Annotated in this window: 26 protein-coding genes; 6 read left to right on the top strand and 20 right to left on the bottom strand. The window is 50.1% G+C overall.

Features of this window, described 5'->3' with window-relative positions; all coding sequences use genetic code 11:
* Window positions 1-162: 162 nt before the first annotated feature.
* On the bottom strand, window positions 163-1,200 hold the full coding sequence (gene curA / locus ACK8NJ_RS12020) for an NADPH-dependent curcumin/dihydrocurcumin reductase (protein ID WP_089706008.1): 1,038 nt from the start codon (window positions 1,198-1,200) through the stop codon (window positions 163-165).
* Between the two features lie 180 nt (window positions 1,201-1,380).
* On the opposite strand from curA, the gene ACK8NJ_RS12025 reads away from it, so the two are divergent.
* Both ACK8NJ_RS12025 and ACK8NJ_RS12030 read left to right on the top strand, forming a co-directional pair.
* A complete protein-coding gene (locus ACK8NJ_RS12025; RefSeq protein ID WP_411961648.1) occupies window positions 1,381-1,899 on the top strand; it encodes a GNAT family N-acetyltransferase in 519 nt (172 codons plus the stop codon).
* Entirely contained in the window at window positions 1,896-2,345 is a 450-nt protein-coding gene (locus ACK8NJ_RS12030) for a DMT family transporter (RefSeq protein WP_411961649.1), read from the top strand. The genes ACK8NJ_RS12025 and ACK8NJ_RS12030 overlap by 4 nt, the downstream gene beginning before the upstream one ends.
* On the opposite strand, the gene ydcY is transcribed toward ACK8NJ_RS12030, so the two are convergent.
* Both ydcY and ortT read right to left on the bottom strand, forming a co-directional pair.
* Entirely contained in the window at window positions 2,346-2,579 is a 234-nt protein-coding gene (ydcY, locus tag ACK8NJ_RS12035) for a DUF2526 family protein YdcY (protein ID WP_000018633.1), read from the bottom strand.
* Between the two features lie 85 nt (window positions 2,580-2,664).
* Window positions 2,665-2,838, bottom strand: a complete 174-nt coding sequence (ortT, locus tag ACK8NJ_RS12040; RefSeq protein ID WP_000061178.1) for an orphan toxin OrtT — start codon at window positions 2,836-2,838, stop codon at window positions 2,665-2,667.
* 194 nt (window positions 2,839-3,032) lie between these two features.
* On the opposite strand from ortT, the gene yncL reads away from it, so the two are divergent.
* Complete coding sequence (yncL, locus tag ACK8NJ_RS12045) at window positions 3,033-3,128, top strand: stress response membrane protein YncL (RefSeq protein WP_001303494.1); 96 nt, start codon at window positions 3,033-3,035, stop codon at window positions 3,126-3,128.
* A 96-nt stretch (window positions 3,129-3,224) separates the two neighbouring features.
* Here yncL and patD read toward each other — a convergent pair whose 3' ends face one another.
* From patD to hicA, 8 genes are all read right to left on the bottom strand, one after another.
* The gene (gene patD / locus ACK8NJ_RS12050; protein ID WP_125097074.1) at window positions 3,225-4,649 is read right to left on the bottom strand and encodes an aminobutyraldehyde dehydrogenase; all 1,425 of its coding nucleotides are present in this window, start codon (window positions 4,647-4,649) and stop codon (window positions 3,225-3,227) included.
* Window positions 4,650-4,670: 21 nt separating this feature from the next.
* Entirely contained in the window at window positions 4,671-5,465 is a 795-nt protein-coding gene (locus tag ACK8NJ_RS12055) for an ABC transporter permease (protein ID WP_000555471.1), read from the bottom strand.
* Window positions 5,455-6,396 carry an ABC transporter permease gene (locus ACK8NJ_RS12060; protein ID WP_411961651.1) on the bottom strand — a complete coding sequence of 314 codons (942 nt, stop codon included), beginning with the start codon at window positions 6,394-6,396 and terminating at the stop codon, window positions 5,455-5,457. The genes ACK8NJ_RS12055 and ACK8NJ_RS12060 overlap by 11 nt, the downstream gene beginning before the upstream one ends.
* Window positions 6,397-7,410, bottom strand: a complete 1,014-nt coding sequence (locus ACK8NJ_RS12065; RefSeq protein WP_001599848.1) for an ABC transporter ATP-binding protein — start codon at window positions 7,408-7,410, stop codon at window positions 6,397-6,399.
* A 17-nt stretch (window positions 7,411-7,427) separates the two neighbouring features.
* The gene (gene ydcS, locus ACK8NJ_RS12070) at window positions 7,428-8,573 is read right to left on the bottom strand and encodes a putative ABC transporter substrate-binding protein YdcS (RefSeq protein ID WP_411961652.1); all 1,146 of its coding nucleotides are present in this window, start codon (window positions 8,571-8,573) and stop codon (window positions 7,428-7,430) included.
* A gap of 244 nt (window positions 8,574-8,817) precedes the next feature.
* The gene (locus ACK8NJ_RS12075; RefSeq protein WP_411961653.1) at window positions 8,818-10,224 is read right to left on the bottom strand and encodes a PLP-dependent aminotransferase family protein; all 1,407 of its coding nucleotides are present in this window, start codon (window positions 10,222-10,224) and stop codon (window positions 8,818-8,820) included.
* 78 nt (window positions 10,225-10,302) lie between these two features.
* On the bottom strand, window positions 10,303-10,719 hold the full coding sequence (hicB, locus tag ACK8NJ_RS12080) for a type II toxin-antitoxin system antitoxin HicB (RefSeq protein ID WP_001270286.1): 417 nt from the start codon (window positions 10,717-10,719) through the stop codon (window positions 10,303-10,305).
* A gap of 45 nt (window positions 10,720-10,764) precedes the next feature.
* The gene (hicA, locus tag ACK8NJ_RS12085) at window positions 10,765-10,941 is read right to left on the bottom strand and encodes a type II toxin-antitoxin system mRNA interferase toxin HicA (RefSeq protein ID WP_000813794.1); all 177 of its coding nucleotides are present in this window, start codon (window positions 10,939-10,941) and stop codon (window positions 10,765-10,767) included.
* Window positions 10,942-11,162: 221 nt separating this feature from the next.
* On the opposite strand from hicA, the gene ACK8NJ_RS12090 reads away from it, so the two are divergent.
* The gene (locus ACK8NJ_RS12090) at window positions 11,163-11,393 is read left to right on the top strand and encodes a YncJ family protein (protein ID WP_000494244.1); all 231 of its coding nucleotides are present in this window, start codon (window positions 11,163-11,165) and stop codon (window positions 11,391-11,393) included.
* Window positions 11,394-11,484: 91 nt separating this feature from the next.
* Here ACK8NJ_RS12090 and rlhA read toward each other — a convergent pair whose 3' ends face one another.
* Window positions 11,485-13,446 carry a 23S rRNA 5-hydroxycytidine C2501 synthase gene (rlhA, locus tag ACK8NJ_RS12095; RefSeq protein ID WP_088144673.1) on the bottom strand — a complete coding sequence of 654 codons (1,962 nt, stop codon included), beginning with the start codon at window positions 13,444-13,446 and terminating at the stop codon, window positions 11,485-11,487.
* Between the two features lie 72 nt (window positions 13,447-13,518).
* Window positions 13,519-14,055 (bottom strand): DNA-binding transcriptional regulator SutR, encoded by a 537-nt coding sequence (gene sutR, locus ACK8NJ_RS12100; protein ID WP_000429508.1) that lies wholly within the window; start codon window positions 14,053-14,055, stop codon window positions 13,519-13,521.
* Between the two features lie 91 nt (window positions 14,056-14,146).
* Here sutR and ydcO point away from each other — a divergent pair, with 91 nt between their 5' ends.
* Window positions 14,147-15,319, top strand: a complete 1,173-nt coding sequence (ydcO, locus tag ACK8NJ_RS12105; protein ID WP_042097662.1) for a BenE family transporter YdcO — start codon at window positions 14,147-14,149, stop codon at window positions 15,317-15,319.
* Window positions 15,320-15,353: 34 nt separating this feature from the next.
* Here ydcO and ACK8NJ_RS12110 read toward each other — a convergent pair whose 3' ends face one another.
* From ACK8NJ_RS12110 to tehA, 3 genes are all read right to left on the bottom strand, one after another.
* The gene (locus ACK8NJ_RS12110; protein WP_001261031.1) at window positions 15,354-16,022 is read right to left on the bottom strand and encodes a DUF3313 domain-containing protein; all 669 of its coding nucleotides are present in this window, start codon (window positions 16,020-16,022) and stop codon (window positions 15,354-15,356) included.
* 302 nt (window positions 16,023-16,324) lie between these two features.
* Window positions 16,325-16,918 carry a tellurite resistance methyltransferase TehB gene (tehB, locus tag ACK8NJ_RS12115; protein WP_000586719.1) on the bottom strand — a complete coding sequence of 198 codons (594 nt, stop codon included), beginning with the start codon at window positions 16,916-16,918 and terminating at the stop codon, window positions 16,325-16,327.
* Entirely contained in the window at window positions 16,915-17,907 is a 993-nt protein-coding gene (gene tehA, locus ACK8NJ_RS12120) for a dicarboxylate transporter/tellurite-resistance protein TehA (protein WP_001296725.1), read from the bottom strand. The genes tehB and tehA overlap by 4 nt, the downstream gene beginning before the upstream one ends.
* A gap of 123 nt (window positions 17,908-18,030) precedes the next feature.
* Between tehA and ydcK the strand changes: the two genes are divergently transcribed.
* Window positions 18,031-19,011, top strand: coding sequence for a YdcK family protein (ydcK, locus tag ACK8NJ_RS12125; protein WP_411961654.1), 981 nt, complete (start codon window positions 18,031-18,033; stop codon window positions 19,009-19,011).
* Here ydcK and rimL read toward each other — a convergent pair.
* The 4 genes from rimL to hglS all read right to left on the bottom strand — a co-directional run bounded on the left by rimL (window position 19,003) and on the right by hglS (window position 23,192).
* Complete coding sequence (rimL, locus tag ACK8NJ_RS12130) at window positions 19,003-19,542, bottom strand: 50S ribosomal protein L7/L12-serine acetyltransferase (RefSeq protein ID WP_001306517.1); 540 nt, start codon at window positions 19,540-19,542, stop codon at window positions 19,003-19,005. The two genes, ydcK and rimL, sit on opposite strands and share 9 nt — an antisense overlap.
* A gap of 62 nt (window positions 19,543-19,604) precedes the next feature.
* Window positions 19,605-19,829: a YdcH family protein gene (locus ACK8NJ_RS12135; protein WP_001296778.1), complete on the bottom strand. Its 225-nt coding sequence runs from the start codon at window positions 19,827-19,829 to the stop codon at window positions 19,605-19,607.
* Between the two features lie 139 nt (window positions 19,830-19,968).
* Window positions 19,969-21,624, bottom strand: a complete 1,656-nt coding sequence (opgD, locus tag ACK8NJ_RS12140; RefSeq protein ID WP_000375963.1) for a glucan biosynthesis protein OpgD — start codon at window positions 21,622-21,624, stop codon at window positions 19,969-19,971.
* Window positions 21,625-21,848: 224 nt separating this feature from the next.
* Complete coding sequence (gene hglS, locus ACK8NJ_RS12145) at window positions 21,849-23,192, bottom strand: 2-oxoadipate dioxygenase/decarboxylase HglS (RefSeq protein ID WP_411961655.1); 1,344 nt, start codon at window positions 23,190-23,192, stop codon at window positions 21,849-21,851.
* Window positions 23,193-23,302: the final 110 nt, after the last annotated feature.

The raw sequence follows: 23,302 nt of genomic DNA on the forward strand, positions 1-23,302 counted from the left end.
TGCATGGCAGAAGGAGTTCACCTGGGGTATTAAAGTGAATAATCATAAACCACTCACGTTTGTTGTTATTAGGAGCAGAACAATGACGTGGTTAGTTAATTAAAGCTGAAAATAAGCTTTTTGCCTGGATTTTTATGGCGGCTTTACGCCGCCGTCGTATCTTTAATCATCACCCGCCACGCGGATCACCACTTTGCCGAAGTTTTTACCCTTCAGCAGGCCGATAAACGTCTGTGGCGCATTCTCTAAACCGTCAGTAATTTCTTCGCGGTAGTGGATTTTATCCTCTTTAACCCATTGCCCCATCTCCTTCTGAAACTCATGGATGCGGTGACCATAATCCTGAGCGATAATAAATCCTTGCAAGCGAATACGTTTTTTCAGCACCGTAGCCATCAGCAGAGGTAAACGATCCGGGCCGGGTGGTAGCTCTGTAGCGTTATAGCTGCTCACTAAGCCGCAGACGGGAATGCGCGCAGATGTATTAAGTAACGGTAGCACCGCATCAAATACTTTACCGCCCACGTTTTCATAATAGATATCAACGCCTTTTGGGCACGCTTTCGCCAGTTGTTCGGCAAAATCATCCGCGTGATGGTCAAGACAAACATCAAAGCCTAACACCTCGGTAGCATGGCGGCATTTTTCCGCGCCACCGGCAACCCCCACCACCCTGCAACCTTTAAGTTTGCCGATTTGCCCCACCGTTGCTCCCACAGGACCTGTCGCCGCCGCAACCACCAGCGTTTCGCCCTCTTTAGGCTGACCGATATCCAGTAGGCCCATATAAGCAGTAAAGCCTGGCATCCCCAGCACACCCAGCGACCACGATGGATTTTGCGGATGATCGCTAAGTTTCACCAGATCATCACCACTGGATATGTCATAGTCCTGCCATCCACTGTAGCCCAGCACCCAGTCGCCAGGCTGATAATCAGGATGATTCGACTCCACGACACGGCTCACCGTGCCGCCGACCATCACGCCGCCAATATCAACAGGCGGTGAATAAGATGGCTCATCGCTCATACGTCCACGCATATACGGGTCCAGGGACAAATAAACTGTGCGCAGTAACACCTGTCCTTCACCCGGGGTGGCGACATCATCTTCTTCAAGACGAAAATTCTCCGGAACCGGCGCGCCATGCGGACGCGAGGCCAGAACCCAACGTCGATTACGCTGCTTTTGTTGCCCCATAATGCTCTCCTGTGCTTTTAGCATGAATCCATCAATAGTAGCAGGCTCACGGGATTGGTTTTGTTTGCAGCCGTCACATCCCCTCTGCAACACGCAATAATTTCATCGAGGAATCCGTTGCTTCGGGCTGTTTTCGATAGTATTGATAACATCATCATCATTATTTTATTGAGGCCAGACATGTCCATCCGTTTTGCCCGCAAAGCCGACTGTGCTGCCATTGCGGAAATTTATAACCACGCCGTGTTGTATACGGCGGCTATCTGGAATGACCAAACGGTGGATGCAGATAACCGCATTGCCTGGTTTGAAGCGCGGACCATAGCAGGTTATCCGGTGCTGGTGAGCGAAGAAGATGGCGTAGTGACGGGATATGCCTCGTTTGGCGACTGGCGTAGTTTCGATGGTTTTCGCCATACCGTGGAACATTCGGTTTATGTCCATCCCGATCATCAGGGCAAAGGTCTTGGGCGTGAATTGTTAAGCCGATTGATTGATGAAGCGCGTGATTGCGGGAAGCATGTCATGGTCGCGGGGATCGAATCGCAAAATCAGGCTTCGCTGCATCTCCACCAGTCGCTGCGATTTGTCGTCACCGCGCAAATGCCGCAGGTGGGCACTAAATTTGGGCGCTGGCTGGATCTGACATTTATGCAGTTGCAACTCGACGAGCGCACTGAACCGGACGCGATTGGATGAATCAGTCGCTCACCCTTGCTTTTTTGATTGCCGCCGGAATTGGTCTGGTTGTCCAGAACACGCTGATGGTGCGCATCACCCAGACCTCCTCTACCATTCTCATCGCCATGTTGCTGAACTCACTGGTGGGGATTGTGCTCTTTGTTTCTATTTTATGGTTTAAACAAAGTATGGCGGGGTTTGGCGAACTGGTGTCCAACGTGCGCTGGTGGACACTTATACCTGGCTTGCTGGGATCGTTTTTTGTCTTCGCCAGTATCAGCGGATATCAGAATGTGGGAGCGGCGACAACTATTGCGGTACTGGTCGCCAGCCAGCTGATTGGCGGTCTGGTGCTGGATATCTTCCGCAGCCATGGCGTACCACTACGAGCGTTGATCGGCCCAATTTGTGGCGCAATTTTACTTGTGGTTGGCGCCTGGCTGGTGGCCAGACGCTCATTTTAATCAGAGGATGGTGCCGCCTTTGGTTAACTGTTCATGGCGCGCTTCCATATCTTCTTTATGCTTGCGACCGTGATGAGCAATAGCGGTGCGCAAACGCTGCTGCTGGGTGTAGCGATCTTCCCGACTTAACTCCGCGTCATCGCTCAGGGCGATTAATAATTCGTTCATATGGGCAATGACGCTCTCTTCAATCGCGGCATCCACGCGCGCGATGACTTCATCCAGATGCGACATACTTTCTCCTTAGCCACTTGTGAAATTTATCGATTCATCCAAATGATATAAGTCTGCGTGGTGCCGTCAAGCCAGTGAGTAAGATTTAAAACAGTGAAAACAACAGCGCCACCGGGAAACTCATCGGCCATGTTGCCCCCACCAGAAAGGCGCTTAAGAAACGGATGCGTTTCTTATCGTGAGAAAGAAACCAGGTGATAAGAAATGCGATTGCTGCCATAACCGCATAAAAAACAAGCATGTGTTGATAGAGAGACATGTACGGGCGTCCAGCCAGATGAATAAAACGCGCGCAAATATGCGTCATTTTTTGACGTACATCAAGTTTTTTAACCGGTTTGAGAAAAAAACATCAAACAGCAACTTGCCCTTATCCATCTTCAGAATGAGTATTATTGCGGATTTTCTTAACCCGTACTATACACATAGGGGCAATGATAAAAGGTGGCAAAAATGAATGTTTCCAGTAGAACTGTAGTACTGATAAATGTCTTTGCTGCTGTTGGTTTGTTTACTCTTATCTCTATGAGATTTGGCTGGTTTATTTGATGTAGTGATTTTGCACGCAGCACGTACTGTCAGAGAAATCAGTGCTCTGACAGTACGCAAGATCATCTCATACTCTTACGATCTGCAATATTATCCTTAATGTTTAACCATGACGTGGCGGACGACGGTGTAATCCTCCAGCCCATAAAGTGACATATCCTTGCCGTAACCAGAAAGTTTCTGCCCACCGTGCGGCATTTCACTTACCAGCATGAAATGGGTATTGACCCAGGTACAACCATATTGCAGCCGCGAGCCGACGCGATGCGCCCTGCCCACATCTTTCGTCCATACCGAGGATGCAAGTCCGTACTGGCTGTCATTTGCCCAGTTTACCACCTGTTCTTCATTGTCGAAGAGCGTAACACTCACTACTGGACCAAATACCTCTTTTTGCACGATGGCATCGTCCTGTAATGCGCCAGCCAGTAGCGTCGGCGCATAGTAATAGCCATTACCCTTGCGCTTTTCACCGCCAGTGATCACTTTGATGTGCCCTGTCGCTTTCGCCTCTTCTACTGCCTTGCTGACGCGTTCGAGATGCGCCAGCGAGCTTAAAGGTCCAAGCTCCGTAGACTCGTCATCCGGCGCACCAGATTTTAACGTTGCCACCGCAGCACCCAGTTTTTCCACCAGCGTATCGTAAATGCCTTTTTGCGCGTAGATCCGACAAGCCGCAGTACAATCCTGTCCGGCATTGTAATAGCCAAATGTACGTACACCTTCGACCACTGCTTCAATATCCGCATCATCAAAAACAATCACTGGCGCTTTGCCACCAAGTTCCATATGAGTACGCTTAATGGAGGGCGCGGTATGGCTGATGATGTGCTCGCCGGTGGCGATAGAGCCCGTCAGCGACACCATCCGCACTTTGGGATGACCGGTCAGCGGATCGCCCACCGTTTTGCCTCTGCCAAACAGTACGTTAATCACGCCTGCCGGGAAGATATCTTTCGCCAGCTCTGCTAACTTCAACGCGGTCAGCGGGGTAATTTCTGATGGTTTAAGCACTACACAGTTCCCTGCCGCCAGCGCCGGAGCCAGTTTCCACGCGGCCATCATCAGCGGATAATTCCACGGTGCGATCGAAGCCACGACCCCCAACGGATCGCGACGGATCATCGAAGTATGACCTTCAAGATATTCACCTGCCGCCAGACCATTCAGACAGCGCGCCGCACCAGCGAAAAAGCGAAAAACATCGACAATCGCCGGGATTTCATCATTGAACGCACTATGCAGCGGTTTGCCACAATTACGGGACTCCAGTTCGGCAAAAACCTGACCATTTTCTTCGATAACATCAGCCAGTTTCAGCAGACATTCCGCACGCACTTTCGGCGTGGTTTGCCCCCATTCGGCAAATGCTGCATCTGCCGCGCGCACAGCAGCATCGACCTGCTCTGCGGATGCCTCGGCAATCTCCAGTAAAACGTCCCCCGTTGCCGGATTATAGACAGGCTGTTTTTCCCCTTCGCCGCTAACCAGTTCTCCGTTAATCAGTAACTTATGTTGCATAGCATATTCCTGTATCAGTGGTTATTGACCATTGTCGCCTTCGCGGGTTAGCCACCAGGCCCCCAGGATCGGCAAGGTTGTTACCAACATAACCAGCAGTGCCACCACGTTGGTTACCGGTACATCACGCGGTCGCCCAAGCTGATTGAGCAACCACAACGGTAACGTTCGTTCATGACCTGCCGTAAAGGTCGTCACGATGATTTCATCGAACGACAAGGCAAACGCCAGCATTCCTCCTGCCAGTAGCGCCGAACTGAGATTCGGCAACACTACGTAGCGGAAGGTTTGCCAGCCATTGGCCCCAAGATCCATTGACGCCTCAACCAGACTCCACGAGGTGCGGCGAAAACGGGCGATGACATTGTTAAACACCACCACTACGCAAAAAGTCGCATGACCGACCACGATGGTGAAAAATCCCGGCTCCAGATTGATGGTTTTAAAGGCGGTTAATAACGCCAGACCAGTGACAATGCCCGGCAGCGCAATGGGCAGCAGCAGTAACAGCGAAATGGCGTTTTTGCCGAAAAAGTCTCGTCGCCACAGCGCGGCAGCGGCCAGCGTCCCTAACACCAGCGCCATTAATGTCGCCAGCGCCGCCACTTTAAGTGACAGTGTCACGGCATCAAGAATATCACTACGCTGTGCTGCCACGCTAAACCAGCGCAGCGTCAGGCCCTGCGGTGGAAAACTAAACGCCGCATCTTCAGTGTTAAACGCATAGGCGGCGATAATCAGGATGGGAAAATGTAGGAAAACTACGCCGCCCCAGGCCGCCAGTTTGAGAAAAAACGGTGCGCGTTCAGAGTGCATCGAACGCTCCCAGACGTTTCACGAACGCCAGGTACAGTGCGATGAGAACAATCGGCACCAGGGTGAATGCCGCCGCCATCGGCATATTGCCAATCGCCCCCTGCTGGGAATAAACCATATTGCCGATAAAATATCCTGGCGGGCCAACCAGTTGCGGGACGATAAAATCACCCAGTGTGAGTGAGAAGGTAAAGATAGAGCCAGCGGCAATACCCGGGATCGCCAGCGGCAGCACCACATAGCGAAAGGTTTGCCGTGGACGCGCGCCAAGATCAGCCGACGCCTGCAATAATGACGGCGGCAAACGCTCAAGCGCCGCCTGCACGGGCAGGATCATGAACGGCAACCAGATATAGAGAAACACCAGAAAGCGCCCCAGCCCGGAAGTTGACAGCGTATTGCCGCCCACCGCAGGTAATGTAAGGAACGCAATCAGCAGTGGTTCCAGCCCAAGATGTTGTAAAAACCACTGAGCCACGCCATCTTTTGCCAGCAATAACGTCCAGGCATAGGCTTTCACAATGTAGCTCGCCCACATCGGCAACATTACCGCAATATAAAAAAACGCTTTCATTTTCCCGCTGGTATAGCGCGCCATATACCACGCCATTGGAAAAGCCAGAATGGCGCTGGCGATAGTGACTGCCACAGCCATAGTCAGCGTGCGGAGAATGATGTCGTAATTCGCCGGATTAAACAGCGCACGGATATTCGCCAGCGTCAGTTCCGGCGTTACCGACATGGTGAAATCGTCAAAGGTATAAAATCCCTGCCATAACAGTGTCAGCAGCGAGCCGAAATAGACAATGCCAAACCACATTAGCGGGCCAAGCAGCAGTAAAAACAGCCCCAGCCCCGGATTACGCCAGAAGAAACCGGACACCTTACCCAGACCTGGACGTGAAGGTGATTGCAATACATTCATCGCCATTCACCTCTCCTCAACCAGCGGCACCATCACATCACGCGACCAGGAAACCATCACCTGTTGTCCGGGCGTGAGCGTGGCAGGCAGTTCTTCGCCTGTCATATTGGCCTGACTCACCAGCAGTTTTTCACCGCCGTTCAGTCTCAGTTCAAAACGAGTTGCCGCTCCCTGATATTGCACTGCCTGGATCGTGCCATTAGCCTGCACTTCGCCGGGGGTGTTGAAGCGGATATGTTCCGGTCGCAGGGCGAAGCTTCCCGTCATGCCACAAAGTTTCTCTGCCATCAGTCCATCAAAAACATTCGATGTACCAACGAACCCGGCAACAAACGGCGTGCGCGGGCGCATATAGAGATCGCGCGGGGAATCGACCTGCTCAATGCGTCCATTATTGAAAACCGCAACACGATCAGACATCGATAACGCTTCGCCCTGATCGTGGGTAACGAAGATAAAAGTGATACCGAGAGACTGTTGCAGCTTTTTTAGTTCCAGTTGCATCTGCTCACGCAATTTGAGATCCAGTGCGCCGAGCGGTTCATCCAACAGCAATACGCGCGGTTCATTCACCAGTGCTCTGGCGATGGCGACTCGCTGGCGCTGACCACCAGAAAGTTGTGACGGTTTGCGTTGCTGAACAAAACCCAGCGCCACTTTCTCCAGCGCCTCTTGCGCCATCGCATGCCGCTGTTTTTTATCCACGCCTTTGACCATCAGCCCGTAGGCGACGTTGTCAAGAATCGACATATGCGGAAATAGCGCGTAGTCCTGAAAGACGGTATTCACGTCCCGCTCCCACGGTGGCAGATTGCTGGCGGGTTTACCAAAGATAGAGATAGCCCCGCCGGAAAGCTGTTCGAATCCGGCAATCAGGCGCAGGCAGGTGGTTTTGCCGGAACCGGACGGCCCCAGCATAGAGAAGAACTCACCATCTTTTATCGCAATACTGACGCCATCTACTGCGCGCACGTCACCGTACAACCGCGAGACGTTATCAAACTCCACTGCGTACGTCATAAAACACCCCAGCGAAGTTAGCGACCGCCCATAATGGCAATGTAATCCTGCGTCCAGCGACTGTAGGGAACAAACTTGCCCCCTTCTGCTATAGGCGTTTTCCAGAAGGCGATTTTATCGAAATAGTTAAAACCGTTTGTTTCACAACCTTTCTCGCCTAATAACGGACTGGCTTTACACCCTTCCGGCACTACTGGTAACGAGCCAAACCAGGCCGCCACATCGCCCTGCACTTTTGGGGTTAATGACCAGTTCATCCATTTGTAGGCGCAAACCGGATGTTTCGCTTCGCTATGTAGCATGGTGGTGTCAGCCCAACCGGTAACGCCCTCTTTCGGGAAAACGGTAGCGACAGGCTGGCCTTCGGCTTTCAGGGCGTTGGCCTGATAGGGCCAAGCACTGGAAGCAACCACACCCTCGTTTTTGAAATCGCTCATTTGCACGGTAGTGTCATGCCAGTAGCGATGGATCAAACTATGTTGATCGCGCAGCACTTTCAGCACCGCCTGGTACTGTTCTTCGGTGAGTTGATACGGATCGCTGATGCCCAACTGCGGCTGAGTGGCTTTAACGAACAACGCAGCGTCCGCAATGTAGATAGGGCCATCATAAGCCTGGACGCGGCCTTTATTGCTCTTGCCGTCCGGCAGATTCTGCTCAACAAAAACCACTTGCCAGCTATCCGGCGGCGTCGGGAAGGTTTTAGTGTTGTACATCAGCAGGTTCGGCCCCCATTGGTAAGGTGTGCCGTAAACTTTGCCGCCAACGTTAAACCAGTCGCCTTTAACCACGCGCGGATCGAGCGCTTTCCAGTTGGGAATCAAGGCGGTATTAATCGGCTGCACGCGTTTGCCCATAATCAGGCGCAGCGAGGCATCGCCGGATGCCGTAACCAGATCGTAACCCCCTTTGGTCATCAGACTGACCATTTCATCGGAAGTCGCGGCGGTTTTCGCATTCACCGCGCAGCCTGTCTCTTTTTCGAATTGCGTTACCCAGTCGTATTGTTTATCAGTTTGTCCGCGTTCGATGTATCCCGGCCAGGCGATAATATCCAGTCGCCCTTCCGGTTTATCTAAATTGGTAGGCGGTTCGGCGGCGTGAGCGGTCATTATTGTCATGGTGAGCGCACACAGGCTGCTGCGGGCAAATGTCTTGCTCATAAGGTCTTACTCCTGTCGTAATTAATTGTTCAGCCGCCGTGCCGTAAAAATATCTCCTTGTTTAACCATAGACGGCGGCTTGCAGGCACACCTTCGCCCCTGAGAAAATTTAATCAGGTTGTGAGCTACCGCGCATTATGCCGTCTGTAAGGTTATCTTCTGGAGTATAGACAAGGAGTTAGGAAATATGACTGCTATTCGAAATTCATATTACTTTACCTGAGAGGAATTAAATTAAACGCTATTACAGTCGTTCTTGAATAAGTTTGCCTAATTGTTTAACCGCCTGTTCTTCGCGCTCGCCCCACTGCCACGCGGTATTAAAACGGAAAAAACGTGACCAGTTTTCACCGGTAGAAAACATTTTACCCGGCGCAATACTGATATGATGCGTCAGTGCTGCCAGGCTTAATTCGCCCGCATCTAACGGCGCGGGGAGCTCCAGCCAGAGAAAATAACCGCTGTCATTATGATGAATTTTCACTTCCGCAGGCAGATAACGCAGCAGTGCCTGCCAGGCACGTTGTTTACGCTCCGCAAGCTGGCGACGCAAGCGACGAAGATGGGCGTCGTATCGGCGCGTGGAAAGGTAATCCACCAGTGCAAGCTGCATCGGTGAGCTGGTGGAAAGCGTACTCATCAACTGCAAGCGTTGAATTTTACGTGCATGTTTTCCGGCGGCGACCCAACCAATACGAAAACCAGGCACCAGACATTTCGAAAACGAAGAGCAATGCAAAACACCATCGTGGTGATCCCATGCTTTCGCAGGCAGCGGTTTTTCCCGTCCAAAATAAAGTTCGCTGTACACGTCATCTTCAATCAGCGTTACGTTGTACTGATTGAGCAACGCTACCAGCCTCGCTTTTTTCTGCGGCGTTAAGGTAAATCCGAGTGGATTCTGGCTATTAGTCATCAGCCAGCACGCTTTCACCGGATACTCCTGCAACGCTAGTTCCAGCGCCTTGAGATCAATCCCTTCTTTAACGTCCGTCGCCACCGATAACGCCTTCAGCCGTAACCGCTCCAGCGCCTGCAACGCGCCGTAGAAACAAGGATTCTCTACTATCACCCAATCGCCTGGTTCCGTTACCGCTTGTAAACTGAGGTTTAATGCCTCTAACGCCCCGGCGGTAATGACAATTTCATCAGGAGAAATAGTGATGCCCTGTAAGGCATAGCGACGAGCAATAGCCTGACGCAGTTCTGCGTTTCCTGGCGGTAAGTTTTCAATCACGCTCATCGCCGTGGCGGTTTTGCTTACCTGCGCCAGCGAGCGGTTTAGTTGTTGGAGGGGGAAAAGTCGCGGGTCGGGAAAGGCCGAGGCAAACGGAACTACCGACGGATCGCGACTGGCCTGCAACATATCAAAAATATAGGTGTTGATATCGACTGCTTCATCTCGAGTGACTGGAATGACTGGCGCTTTCGGCATTTTTATTGCCTGTGGCGCAACGTAATAACCCGACTGCGGTCGCGCGATAATATGTCCCTGACTTTCGAGCAACTGATAGGCATGGCTGACAGTCATAAAGCTCATGCCAGAAAGCGCCACCTGGTCACGCAACGAAGGCAAACGATCGCCAGGTTGCCAGATACCCGACACAATCTGCTCGCGTAATTGTTCTGCAAGCTGCTGGTATTTTTTCATTATCGAATCGTAATTATGTGCAGATGATTCGGCAGTCTATATCAGTTGTTAAAAATGACAACTTTTCATTAACTGTTATCAAACCATCACCAGCGATAACTCTTTGCCAAGCGCCTTAGCCGCAAGCTGGACGGCGTCGATTTTTGTCGCATGGTGCAAGTTAAATAAGCGAGTAATCTCCTGTTTAGGTTTGCCAATTCGTCTGGCTAACTCTTGCTGAGTGATTTCTGACTGTAAAAAAGCATTTAACAGCAATACCTTAGAGGCGACGCTCAAAGGTACTTCAATAAAGTGATCGTGACTATTTAATGGCGAAGGTAAAGGGATAAGCTCGTTATCTTCAAAATAAAAATCAAATGCGGTCAGTAAAGCATCTTTTGCCGCTTCCATCGCTTCAGCGACAGTTTCGCCCTGCGTCAACGCTTCAGGGATATCCACAAAAGAAACCATATAACCGCCTTCCGGCGCGGGTGTAAGAGTGACGGGATAACGCATAATTTCGACTGTCTCTCGCATGTCATTAACCTTTTTAATTGGCGATTAACTCAAACCGAGTTGTTTCAGGATTGCTTTACGCAATGGTTCTTTAATCTCATCGCAGGGGTGACGCGGCATGACACTGCGCCTCCCATGAAACCTGAGTTTCAAATGGTTGCTGCCATTCGCTACATCGACGCCCTGAGATTCGAGCCAACGTCTGAACTCGCTTTGTTTCACATCGCCTCCCTGCCGCTGAGTATATCAACAAAGTAAACATTAGTGTTTACCTCCGTGTGTAATTTGCTCGAAAATAGCACTAAATCGCCGCAACGGCAGAATGCAATGCAAAATCAGGAAGGAAGATTCCATAATTTCTTTGCGCTAATTTGCAAAACTGAATAATAACCTCAAGAAACGATCGGCATCATAGCGGCAAAAGGTAAGAAAAAGGTGGCAGGATGTTTACGAAGGCGTTATCGGTTGTCTTATTAACGTGTGCGCTGTTCTCAGGACAACTCATGGCAGGGCACAAAGGACATGAATTTGTGTGGGTAAAGAATGTGGATCATCAGCTGCGTCATGAAGCGGACAGCGATGAATTGCGTGCTGTGGCGGAAGAGTCGGCGGAAGGTTTGCGCGAGCATTTTTACTGGCAAAAATCGCGCAAACCAGAAGCGGGACAACGTTGAGTCATTTATTGCCGGATGCGGCGTGACGCCTTACCCGGCCAACAATATAATGCAGATTCAATAAGTTGTGAGTAACCAGAAAACTGGCGTTTTACCCTTTTCGCTTCGGTAAAGTTTTCAGCAGCTCATCCGGACTTACGGAGGCGACAACACTTCCCGGTAACGGCATTTTCAGAATGTGATTTTTGATTTTGCCAATGACGTGCATCTCACATGGGCGACAATCGAACTTTAGCGTTAATACTTCATCGCCATTAACCAGTTGCATTGGCGTCGCCTTCCAGCTTTTGATATTGCCTTTCGCCTGTTTCGGGCACAAATTAAAGGCAAAGCGCAGACAATGCTTGGTGATCATCACCGGGACTTCGCCCTTCTCTTCATGTGCCTCATACGCCGCGTCAATCAGCTGCACACCATAGCGATGATAAAATTCACGCGCTTTCTGGTTGTAAACGTTCGCGAGGAAACTCAGATGCGTTTGCGGATAAACCGGCGCAGGATCAGCAACCGGTTTACGGCTGCCGCGCTGGTAACTGGCAAGACGCGCAGCATCCAGCATTTCGGCGGCTTCACGGCGGAACTGGTTTAACAGACTGTTTGGTACAAACAGCGCACCAGGCAGGTTAATTTGCACATCGCGGGCGTAATAGAGGGTTTGCCCCAGCTTAGCCAGACCATCTTTCAGGTTATTAAGCGCTTTTTCGGCGTTATTAGCTTCGTCGAACTGCCCGTCCAGCGTATGCGTGACGCTGACGCCCTCTTCACTGGTCAGGGTCAGAATCAGTTGTTCCAGCCAGCCGCCCAGTTCAATGTCTACCGCTACGCGACGTTCGCTGGATGTTTTGGTCAACGCCTGCTGCCAGTTATGGTCCAGATTACGATTAAGCGGATGATGCGGGCGAATTTTGTGCAAATCTGCTGGCATTTCATTGGGCCAGACGCGGTACTGATTTTCTCCGGTTTTTTCGACTGTATTGGCGCGAAAGCCAACCACTTCACGTTTAATCATCACATTCAGACCATCGCCATTTGCTAACGGCTCGGTGACGGCAACATCGAGATGATCCTTCGCCACTTTTAATACTTCACCGACCGGGAGGCCGATAAACTTGGGGGAGTCGAACGCGCCGATATCCCCTTTACGGGCATTCACAAAATAATCTGTGCTACCACGGTGGAAAGTCTTTTCCGTCGATGGAACAAAGAAATGTTCAGTACGACCTGATGAAGCACGCGCCAGATCGCCACGTTCTTCAATAATGGCATCCAGCATTTGGCGATAATGCGCGGTGATATTCTTCACGTAGCTCATATCTTTGTAACGCCCTTCAATCTTGAAGGAGCGCACGCCAGCATCAATCAGCGCGCCAAGGTTGGCAGTCTGATCGTTATCTTTCATCGACAGCAGATGTTTTTCATAGGAAACCACCCGCCCCTGATCGTCTTTCAATGTGTATGGCAAACGGCATGCCTGAGAGCAATCGCCACGGTTGGCGCTACGCCCTGTTTGCGCATGAGAAATGTAGCACTGACCAGAATAGGCCACGCACAATGCACCATGAATAAAGAATTCAATGGTCGCGTCCGTGGCCTGGTGAATCGCGCGGATCTGCTCAAGATTCAGCTCTCGCGCCAGCACAATCTGCGTAAAGCCAACATCAGAGAGGAACTTCGCTTTTTCGACTGTACGAATATCGCACTGCGTACTGGCGTGCAGTTCAATCGGCGGAATATCAAGTTCCAGAATCCCCATATCCTGAACAATCAGCGCATCGACGCCGGTCTGGTAGAGGTCGGTAATCAGCCGTTGCGCAGGTTCCAGCTCATCATCATGCAAAATGGTGTTAAGCGTGACAAAAATTTTTGCACCATAACGATGGGCAAACGGCACCAGTTCGGCAATATCTTTCAGGCTATTACTGGCATTATGACGGGCACCAAAACCAGGGCCGCCGATATAAACAGCATCGGCACCGTGCAAAATAGCTTCGCGGGCAATGGCGGCATCGCGTGCCGGGCTTAACAGTTCAAGTCGATGAGAAGATACGGTCACATTCTTATCCAGTAGCTGAAAAATGGCGGCTATTTTAGCCACAAGCGCGACGTTGCGAAATAGTTTTCCCGCTTAACTGCGTGGGTAATGGATGAGAGAATGAAAATGTACGATTTGCTCCCCACCATTACGATAGATATGCGTAACGTCTGCAGCAAATCGAGCGCCTTCTCCACAATTAAGGCTCTGCCATTCACCATCAACGCACAGATCAAGTTGCCCATCAATGACGACAACATGTTCGATTACTCCCTTCTCATGGGGCGTCGATTCACTTAATGCACCTGGTGCCATCTGAATCGAGAAGTGTTCAAAGCAGAGTTGTGGATCATAAGGAAACAGTGAAGTGATCACCATCGCCTGCTGTTGCGGATCATAAACTGAAGGCGTATCGGACTGCGGCGGAGAAATAAATGTCGAAAATGGCACGTTCAACCCGGTGGCAATTTTCCATAATGTCGCGACCGTCGGGCTGGACTCATTACGCTCAATCTGCCCTAACATCGCTTTAGAAACGCCCGTCGCTTCTGCCAGTCGCGAAAGACTCCAGCCGCGCTGCTGACGTAGCTGTTTAAGTGTGGTGGATAAAAAGCGAGTGAGATTTTCCATGTGACTCCTCCGGCAAAGCGGAAGTTTATCACTTGTGCGTTATAACGGACAAATGCTACGGTGCCTGTACGCTATAACGCACGAGGTGACCATGCGTCTGTTTTCTATTCCTCCACCCACGCTACTGGCGGGGTTTCTGGCGGTATTAATTGGCTACGCCAGTTCAGCGGCAATAATCTGGCAAGCAGCGATTGTCGCCGGAGCCACCACTGCACAAATCTCTGGCTGGATGACGGCGCTGGGGCTGGCAATGGGCGTCAGTACGCTGGCTCTGACATTATGGTATCGCGTACCTGTTCTCACCGCATGGTCAACGCCTGGCGCGGCTTTGTTGGTCACCGGATTACAGGGACTAACACTTAACGAAGCCATCGGCGTTTTTATTGTCACCAACGCGTTAATAGTCCTCTGCGGCATAACGGGACTCTTTGCTCGTCTGATGCGCATTATTCCGCACTCGCTTGCGGCGGCAATGCTTGCCGGGATTTTATTACGCTTTGGTTTACAGGCGTTTGCCAGTCTGGATGGTCAATTTACGTTGTGTGGCAGTATGTTGCTGGTATGGCTGGCAACCAGGGCCGTTGCGCCGCGCTATGCGGTAATTGCCGCGATGATTATTGGGATCGTGATCGTTATCGCGCAAGGTGACGTTGTCACAACTGATGTTGTCTTTAAACCCGTTCTCCCCACTTATATTACCCCTGATTTTTCGTTTGCTCACAGTCTGAGCGTTGCACTCCCCCTTTTTCTGGTGACGATGGCATCGCAAAACGCTCCAGGTATCGCAGCAATGAAAGCAGCCGGGTATTCGGCTCCTGTTTCGCCGTTGATTGTGTTTACTGGATTGCTGGCGCTTGTTTTTTCCCCTTTCGGCGTTTATTCCGTCGGTATTGCGGCAATCACCGCGGCTATTTGTCAAAGCCCGGAAGCGCATCCGGATAAAGATCAACGTTGGCTGGCAGCTGCCGTTGCAGGCATTTTTTATTTGCTCGCAGGTCTGTTTGGTAGTGCCATTACCGGGATGATGGCTGCCCTGCCCGTAAGTTGGATCCAGATGCTCGCAGGTCTGGCGCTGTTAAGTACTATTGGCGGCAGTTTGTATCAGGCGCTGCATAATGAGCGTGAGCGCGACGCGGCGGTGGTGGCATTTCTGGTAACGGCAAGTGGATTGACGCTGTTCGGGATTGGTTCTGCGTTTTGGGGATTAATTGCCGGAGGCGTTTGTTACGTGGTGTTGAATTTAATCGCTGACAGAAACCGATGATAAAAAGCGCCATCTAACGATGGCGCGACTGGAATTACTTTTTGTTAACGTCAAACATGGTGGCATCGGTCGCCATGTCATCAATAACTTGTTTAATATTTTCGAAAGCCATTGGCGTACTTTCGTTATTCAGGTCTTTCCCTTCGCCCTGACGAACGACTTTGATAACCGGTTTATTAGTCGCTGCATCAATCAGCTCACCTTCAAAATAGAGGCGAGTATCCATGGTACGGTGGCCTGTAGCCATTTGCGTCCCCGCAACCACTAATGCAACAGGAACCACTTCATAGAATTGCAGCCCTTCTTTGCTGGTATCTACGCCGGTAATGGCCCCACGGAAAATCAGACTACGCGGCCCAGCGGTGGTAACCAGTGGTTTACGCTGCGCTATCGCTTCTTTCATTTCGGTGTTGGTATAGTTCAAAATTTTATCCAGAACTTTCTGCCCTACCTGGGTAGAAGGTTTTGGCACCGGATAATAAGTGATTGGGTTCCAGACGATGCTGTCATATTTGCTTTGATCAAAACTCGGGTCTACCCAACGTAAAACAGGTTTACCTGTTGCTGAGGTTGTTTCTTTTAAATCAGAGTAATTGTTTAAAAAACCAGAATATTTATCTGGCTGGGTGATTTTAGAGGCACAACCAGACAGAGCCAACAAGCCGCATAAAGCTGCAACTTTCGCAATTGATGTGGTACGCATGAATAGTTTCCTGAGATGATTATATTACTTTCTAAGTTATAGCAAAAAGCGCCGCTTCGTGTTGTGGCAAAAAAAGTGTTGGTGAAAATAAATTTTTCAGCCCCTTTTCAGACGACATAGTCAATGCCGAAAAAGGGGCTAAGTCAATCATCAGTAGTTAAATTTCAGTAAGTTAAGCGGCTAAAAAACTTCGACTACTGTGATTAATTTCACATCCCTTCGATAAAAAATATGCTTACCGAAAAGAAGAACAGTAAACCATCTCAGCGTGGGGAATTTTCACGCGCTTTGTTCTTACCGGGTCATTTTTTACGTGCCAGCATCGTGGCGAAACGCAGTTTAATACGATTACCGTTGGCGTCGGTGCGGTGCAGCTCGCCGACGTCTTCATTGTATTTCACCATCTCCCAGCCTTCGTAATATCGACGTAATTCCCCCTCTTTGAAGGCAAACGGGAAGCCGACGGTACATGGATAATCAGCGGTATCCATCGCCGCCACAATCAGGTTGTAACCGCCAGGTTTAGTGCAACGTTGCATATTGGCAATCAGCCCTGGGATGGTTTTAGCCTCAAGGAACATCAGCACCACAGTCGAAAGAATAAAATCGTATTGCCCATCAAACGTGAGGTTATTCAGATCAACGACCCGGGTGTGTAAATTATCCAGATTTTCAATGGATTTAATGCGCTCGACGTTGGCGATACTCATGGCATTTTTATCCCATGCGTCAACATCATAACCATTGGCTGCCAGGTAAAGACTATTACGACCATTGCCACAGCCCAGATCCAGCGTTTTACCCGGTTTAACCACTTTCACCGCTTCCAGCACTTCAGAGTGTGTGCGGGTTAATTCATATTTATCAGTAAAATAGTTTTCATCACGAATGATCATTCTTTGTCCTCTGCTTTCATTAAAACGGCGCGCTCGGTTCTGACTAACAATTTTCCCTGCATCAGAAGCGCAAAAGTACGGATGAGCAGTATTGCAATAATAAAATTGGTAAAGATAAACAGCGGCACCGCCAGCGTATGGAAAAATCCATTATCGCTGCCACTCCCCAGATGCAAACCGGTGGTTGCCAGTGCAGATACGCCGAACGAGAAACTCCAGAATGAAGCATTAAATGGCTGGGAGAGATACCATGGCATCAGACGTAGCATAAACAGCAGTTGCAGCAGTCCATAACCGAAAAGCATTTTCGCCAGCGTGTCACCCTCGCCGCCGTTGACGCTCAGCCAGGCACTACAGGCCACCAGTGCAGGAGCGAGCTGAATGCCGAGTGAGGTCCGCAGTGCCGTGGGTAATTCTCCCGAACTGCGCAGACGCTGCAAGATCACAGGTTCAAGGCTTAGCCATGAGAAAACGCCTGCGCCTAAAAACACCAGACCTGCGTCGGTGTAGCCCAACGCACCACAGGCCATTGCGCTGATAAAGTTGTTGGCAACTGTCGGCAGATACAGTCCAGGCGTGGTAGCTTCTTCAGGATGAGATCCGCGCCATAATCCCGCAGTTTGCCAGGCGGCATAAGCCAACTGTACAACGACACCAAAACTGAACAGGCATACCGCCAGTGGGCGAAACCACGGAACAAAACCAATCGCCACCAGCATCGTCGTTGCCGGAAACAAACTCACAAAACTGCTCAGCACTGGATGGCGAACTTCCGCCAGCACGCTATGCGGAAAGCGTATGAGTCGGGTAATAAATGCGCTAGTCAATAATCCCCAGATGATCATCGCCAGAATCACCAGCCCATCCCCTAACCAGTGGCTGACCTGCCAAACCTGGCTGGCATAGCGCCAGGCAAATCCCATCCCTATCGTCCCCAACACAATACCAAAGTAGCCTGCCGGCAAATTGAGCACTTTATCGCTCTGCATCTTCTTACTCATTTTGTTTAATTTATAAAGTATATTTGAAATGCATTTTATGGAATTTTCTCGAGCATAGCCAGAGCCGCAGAATTTGCTACGGTTATAGTAAGTCACCTGTGGGAAAACGCTATGCGCAAATATCGTCTAAGTGAAGAACAGCGAGCCTTTAGTTATCAGGATGATGGCACTAAAAAAAGTGTGTTATTACGGCAAATTATCGCCATGAGCGATTTTAACGATGTGATAGCAGGAACCGCTGGCGGCTGGATCGATCGCGAAACGGTGTTAGCGCAGGAAGGAAATTGCTGGATTTACGATCAGAATGCTATTGCGTTCGGCGGAGCGGTGATTTCCGGTAATACGCGTATCACCGGCACCAGCGTCCTTTGGGGAGAGGTTTACGCAACGGATAACGTCTGGATCGATAATAGTGAAGTCAGTCAGGGTGCATATATAAGTGACAGCGTCACCATTCGTGACTCATTAGTTTGCGGTCAATGTAGAATATTTGGTCACGCCTTAATTGATCAACATTCTATGATCGTCGCCGCGCAAGGCTTAACCTCCGACCATCAACTCCTGCTACAAATTTATGATCGCGCAAGGGTTAGCGCCTCGCGTATTGTCCACCAGGCACAAATTTATGGCGATGCCGTCGTCCGGTATGCTTTTATTGAACATCGCGCCGAAGTTTTTGATTTTGCCAGCGTTGAAGGTAATGAAGAGAACAACGTCTGGCTATGCGATTGCGCTAAAGTTTACGGTCACGCGCAGGTGAAAGCTGGCATAGAAGAAGATGCCATTCCGACGATTCATTACAGTTCACAGGTGGCGGAATATGCCATTGTGGAAGGTAATTGTGTGTTAAAACATCATGTCTTGATTGGCGGAAATGCCGTGGTACGTGGCGGACCGATTCTGCTCGACGAGCACGTTGTAATACAAGGTGAGAGCCGTATTACAGGTGCGGTGATAATTGAAAACCATGTGGAGTTAACCGACCACGCCGTCGTTGAAGCCTTTGATGGCGACACGGTTCATGTCCGTGGTCCAAAAGTCATTAACGGCGAGGAGCGCATTACGCGAACGCCGCTGGCAGGGTTATTGTGAATCGATAATACGCGCGTATAAGTTCACATCATCATAGGCATCATTCAGGAACTCAGCCTGTTTCAGGCAACCTTCAAGGATAAAACCATTGCGCAAAGCGACCTGGTTGCTTTGCGCATTGTCCACCCGACATTTGATCACGAAGCGTCTAAGTTCACCAGACTGAGCGTAATGATGAATCAATGCCTGCAGCGCCTGAGAAATGATCCCCTGCCCCTGATGAGATTCGTCCAGCCAGTAGCCGATTTCAGCGGTTTTATTCAGTGGTTCAATACGATTAAACGAGATAACGCCGATAAGTTCATCTTCTTTGAAAATCATGAACATTTTGGCATAGCCGCGTTGATGCAACATCACATTACCCTGCACCGTTTTTCGCGTGTCCTCTTCACTCTGAACAAACTGCGGCCAGTTTAGCGACTGCTGTAACCAGGTTTTATTTTTACAGATTAACTGATAAAGAGGTATGACATGACTTTCTGCAACAGCATGTAATTCAAGTGATTCACTTACTTTTATCGTTTCAGTCATCTTATCTCCAGTCAATCCATGCAGTTGTTAAAAAAGCCGCCTGGCTGGCGGCTTAGGAAAGTTTACACCTCTTTGACGCTCTCCTGCTGCAGGATTTTGAGCATCTCATCTTTTAACTGTAACTTTTGTTTTTTCATGCGGACCACTTCCGCATTGTACCCTCGACCGTCGGAACCTTCCTTTCTGGCAATTTCATGATCAAGTTTATTGTGTTTATCGAACAAGGACATAAAGCGAGGATTTTCGTTTTTCAGACGGGATATTAAATCTCGGTATTCTGGAAACATACGCACTCCCTGTTAGTGGCTGACAAGGTGTATCTGAAATACACACCATCAGATTACTCATTTAACTTAGGGAAAAATGCGAGCGGGATCGTGTTTAACCAGACGGCACCTCCCGAAGAAGGTGCCGAAGAAAAAACGATTAACTCATCACGCGGTCGTCAACATACTGACGTTTATCGGGCGCTGGCGGGAAATACTGATACAGCCATGTTTCACTGATAGCGTCGCCCTGACAACGCAGATACATCCGCATATCGACCGGATCAGTGGAGTCCGAAGTCGGATACCAGTCAAACTGAATACGATAACCATCAATGGGTTCAATATAGAGAATTTCGATTTGCTTCGCTTCCCCACTGGAAAGCGTAATCACCGGCTCAATGCCTTTTGGTGCGGCAGCTTTCAGATCACCACCAACGAAATCGACGGCAAAACGACGCGCCCATTTTTCGGGATAGTGTTCACCAGGCGCCCAACCTTCCGGGAAACCGCCCATGCCGGTACGCGTCGCCATAACGCGCGCTAATGGGCAATGAACAGGCGGTTGCGCACTCCAGTACAGACGATACTGGAATGCAAACTCATCACCCGCTTTTACAGTTTTTTCTGGCTGCCAGAAGCAGACAATGTTATCCAGCGTTTCGCCCGTTGTTGGGATTTCCATCAGGCCGATGGTGCCCTTACCCCACTTGTTACGCGGTTCCACCCACAGACTTGGGCGTTTGTTATACCAGCCCATAATGTCCTGATAATGAGAGAAATCACGATCCAGTTGCAATAAACCAAACCCTTTCGGGTTGTTGTCGGTGTAAGCATTGAACTGCAATTTTTGCGGATTATTCAGCGGACGGCAAATCCACTCGCCATTGCCCCGCCACATGGACAGACGATCTGAGTCATGGATTTGCGGATGAATGGTGTCGCACATCCGACGTTCATTAGTACCGCAGCTGAACATGCTGGTCATCGGCGCAATGCCCAGCTGTTTAATGTCTTTGCGCGCATACAGGTGATTTTCCACATCCATAATCACCTGACTTTTCTCACAATGGATAGTGAACTTATAGGCACCAGTAATGCTGGCGCTATCGAGCAACGCATAAACGGTAAAGGTGGTTGCCCCCGGTTTTACCGTATCAAACCAGAAGGCAGTAAAGTCGGGGAACTCTTCTTTACTGTCGGTGTAAGTGTCGATCGCCAGGCCGCGAGCCGATAGACCGTATTGATATGTATCATCAACCGCGCGGAAATAACTCGCGCCGAGGAATGATACGACATCACGGCGCGCCAGTTCGGGGGCTTTAAACACGCGAAAACCGGCAAAACCGAGATCGCTTTGCCCTTCTAATTGTTTGGTATCAACACCCGCATCGTTGTATTTGAACAACTCCGGGCGAAAGTGAATTTCACGCGCCAGATGTGTTGCGGGATCAACAGAAAACATACGAACGCGGCGACGGAATCCCATTCCCATATGGAAGAACTGAGCGTCCAGTTGACGGTTCTCAACGTTATGCCAGAGCGATTTTTCGGCGTCGTATTGAATACTGTTATAAGCCTGCGGCGTCATTGTCGCCAGAGTGTCAGGTAACGGACGCGGCGCACCACGCCACGCTGTTTGCGCTAAGTCGTGCGCCATTGACTGTAGAATGGAGAAGTCAAAACGTTGGGTTTGCCCGTCGGCAATATCAGAATCTGCCGCGAATGCCGCCTGAGAAAAAAGAGAAGCAATGCCGCTGGTACCGCACACGGCGGCCATAGCCATTGAACCTTTAATAAATCGTCTACGATCCATACCTGAAAGTGAGTCCTTCTGGTGTTGTGAATGGTCCCGCGCTGGTCGTTTTCAGCGGCAAGAAAGTGCTTATTTATGACCGCTCACTCTAGACAATATTTATTAATAATCCAATTGTTGAACTCAGAGAATATGCATTAATCGGCAATTTTTTTATGTCGATGGGATGAGCCTGATTCGTTTGTAAAATCAGGCAAATTTTTGCAAAGGCGTATGGTCAGAATTTAAAGCAAACCACAGCGACGTTTACTGCGTTCTTCCGCTTCCTGATAAAGCTGGAACTCATCCAAAACCGGACAACCCAACGCCTGCTCAAATGCTTCGCGACTGGCATTACCGTGACTGCGTGTCTGCGTTTCATTACCCAGATTTGACTGGAAGATCCCCGCCGCGCTAACAGGCAAGAAATCTTCATAGGTAATGGGTTGCGCCACTACCCAACCACGTTCAATTAAGGGCTGTGGATCGTCTCCGGAATGAATCGCCTGACGATGCGCCTCACCTGAAGGCGTCAGACGGTACCGGAACCATGCCAACCCTTGCTGACGCATTAAAAACTCACTGTCAGGAAAAGTGCGGAAGGTTTCCTGTAAATGCATTTGGTGAGTGAGATTATCCTGCCCGGTTCCAGCGTTACGCAGAAGATCATCATACAGTTGTCGCCCTTTCGGCGTTAATGCCACACCACGCTGCTCTATTTCACCAAAGCGCGCGGTATGCGTACCCTGTTTCTGCCCTGCAAACAACACCGTCTCTTCCAGTGCTTTAAAGCTGGTCTGGCGTAGTAAAATCGGTACCTCGCGGCGCGGCGGCCCTTCGATCAGAATTTTGGGTTCAATCCCGCATTCAGGCATCATCGACTGCACCCGGTCAATATCCAGCGTACGTGGCGTCAGGTGGTTGATATGGCATCCAGGAAAACAGACCACATCAGCAATCAACCGATGTTCGTTGTGCAAGGCGCGATAGGTTTCTTCATCTACCGTTGCTGACTGGTGCCAACGAAACGTTTCCAGGGCTTCCTGCACAAACTCCTGTACCTGTGTTTCGTTAAAACCGCCCCGCTGCTCATATTCCTCTAACAGTTGTCGACAACGTGGGGTGAAGATATCGCGCTGACGCAGAATCTCCGCCGCTTTCTGGCGCAAAATTTCGTTCTCGATAAGCTCAAGGCGGAGTAATGAAGTAAAAACGCGGAAGGGATTACGCGCCAGAGAAGCATCATCAATGGGCCGAAATGCTGTCGAATGTACCGGCACCCCCGCCTGCGAGAGATCGTAATAGCTCACCGGGTACATCCCCATAATAGCAAACATCCGCCGAAGAGTAGCAAGCTCTTGTGCAGTCCCAACACGAATCGCCCCATGACGTTCAACATTCAGTCGCGCCAGCTCGTCTGCATTTACCATTTTTTCGTGCAGTTGAGGATTGTTTTCCAGCACAGCCAGATTCACATCAGCTACCAGTTCCAGCAGCGTGCCGTACTGCGGAACTTCTTGCTGGTACATGGCTGACATTGCCTGCGAAAACTGTTCCCGAATCTCATCCGCCGTGATGCTGTTCGCCATAGTGTCTGCCTCCAGTGGTCAGTAATCTGGAGTGTAGGTAACCGCATTCACTCCGGCGGGAAGAATTTACAAACTGTGATCTCGCCGCGAAAACATCAATATTATCCATT

This window comes from Escherichia sp. F1, assembly GCF_046764225.1.
In the GTDB taxonomy this organism is placed as follows: Bacteria; Pseudomonadota; Gammaproteobacteria; order Enterobacterales; family Enterobacteriaceae; genus Escherichia; species Escherichia coli.

Coding starts and splice junctions, on each gene's coding strand:
- curA (WP_089706008.1), bottom strand. CDS start 1,200: ATGGGGCAACAAAAGCAGCGTAATCGACGTTGGGTTCTGGCCTCGCGT.
- ACK8NJ_RS12025 (WP_411961648.1), top strand. CDS start 1,381: ATGTCCATCCGTTTTGCCCGCAAAGCCGACTGTGCTGCCATTGCGGAA.
- ACK8NJ_RS12030 (WP_411961649.1), top strand. CDS start 1,896: ATGAATCAGTCGCTCACCCTTGCTTTTTTGATTGCCGCCGGAATTGGT.
- ydcY (WP_000018633.1), bottom strand. CDS start 2,579: ATGTCGCATCTGGATGAAGTCATCGCGCGCGTGGATGCCGCGATTGAA.
- ortT (WP_000061178.1), bottom strand. CDS start 2,838: ATGTCTCTCTATCAACACATGCTTGTTTTTTATGCGGTTATGGCAGCA.
- yncL (WP_001303494.1), top strand. CDS start 3,033: ATGAATGTTTCCAGTAGAACTGTAGTACTGATAAATGTCTTTGCTGCT.
- patD (WP_125097074.1), bottom strand. CDS start 4,649: ATGCAACATAAGTTACTGATTAACGGAGAACTGGTTAGCGGCGAAGGG.
- ACK8NJ_RS12055 (WP_000555471.1), bottom strand. CDS start 5,465: ATGCACTCTGAACGCGCACCGTTTTTTCTCAAACTGGCGGCCTGGGGC.
- ACK8NJ_RS12060 (WP_411961651.1), bottom strand. CDS start 6,396: ATGGCGATGAATGTATTGCAATCACCTTCACGTCCAGGTCTGGGTAAG.
- ACK8NJ_RS12065 (WP_001599848.1), bottom strand. CDS start 7,410: ATGACGTACGCAGTGGAGTTTGATAACGTCTCGCGGTTGTACGGTGAC.
- ydcS (WP_411961652.1), bottom strand. CDS start 8,573: ATGAGCAAGACATTTGCCCGCAGCAGCCTGTGTGCGCTCACCATGACA.
- ACK8NJ_RS12075 (WP_411961653.1), bottom strand. CDS start 10,224: ATGAAAAAATACCAGCAGCTTGCAGAACAATTACGCGAGCAGATTGTG.
- hicB (WP_001270286.1), bottom strand. CDS start 10,719: ATGCGTTATCCCGTCACTCTTACACCCGCGCCGGAAGGCGGTTATATG.
- ACK8NJ_RS12090 (WP_000494244.1), top strand. CDS start 11,163: ATGTTTACGAAGGCGTTATCGGTTGTCTTATTAACGTGTGCGCTGTTC.
- sutR (WP_000429508.1), bottom strand. CDS start 14,055: ATGGAAAATCTCACTCGCTTTTTATCCACCACACTTAAACAGCTACGT.
- ydcO (WP_042097662.1), top strand. CDS start 14,147: ATGCGTCTGTTTTCTATTCCTCCACCCACGCTACTGGCGGGGTTTCTG.
- ACK8NJ_RS12110 (WP_001261031.1), bottom strand. CDS start 16,022: ATGCGTACCACATCAATTGCGAAAGTTGCAGCTTTATGCGGCTTGTTG.
- tehB (WP_000586719.1), bottom strand. CDS start 16,918: ATGATCATTCGTGATGAAAACTATTTTACTGATAAATATGAATTAACC.
- tehA (WP_001296725.1), bottom strand. CDS start 17,907: ATGCAGAGCGATAAAGTGCTCAATTTGCCGGCAGGCTACTTTGGTATT.
- ydcK (WP_411961654.1), top strand. CDS start 18,031: ATGCGCAAATATCGTCTAAGTGAAGAACAGCGAGCCTTTAGTTATCAG.
- rimL (WP_001306517.1), bottom strand. CDS start 19,542: ATGACTGAAACGATAAAAGTAAGTGAATCACTTGAATTACATGCTGTT.
- ACK8NJ_RS12135 (WP_001296778.1), bottom strand. CDS start 19,829: ATGTTTCCAGAATACCGAGATTTAATATCCCGTCTGAAAAACGAAAAT.
- opgD (WP_000375963.1), bottom strand. CDS start 21,624: ATGGATCGTAGACGATTTATTAAAGGTTCAATGGCTATGGCCGCCGTG.
- hglS (WP_411961655.1), bottom strand. CDS start 23,192: ATGGCGAACAGCATCACGGCGGATGAGATTCGGGAACAGTTTTCGCAG.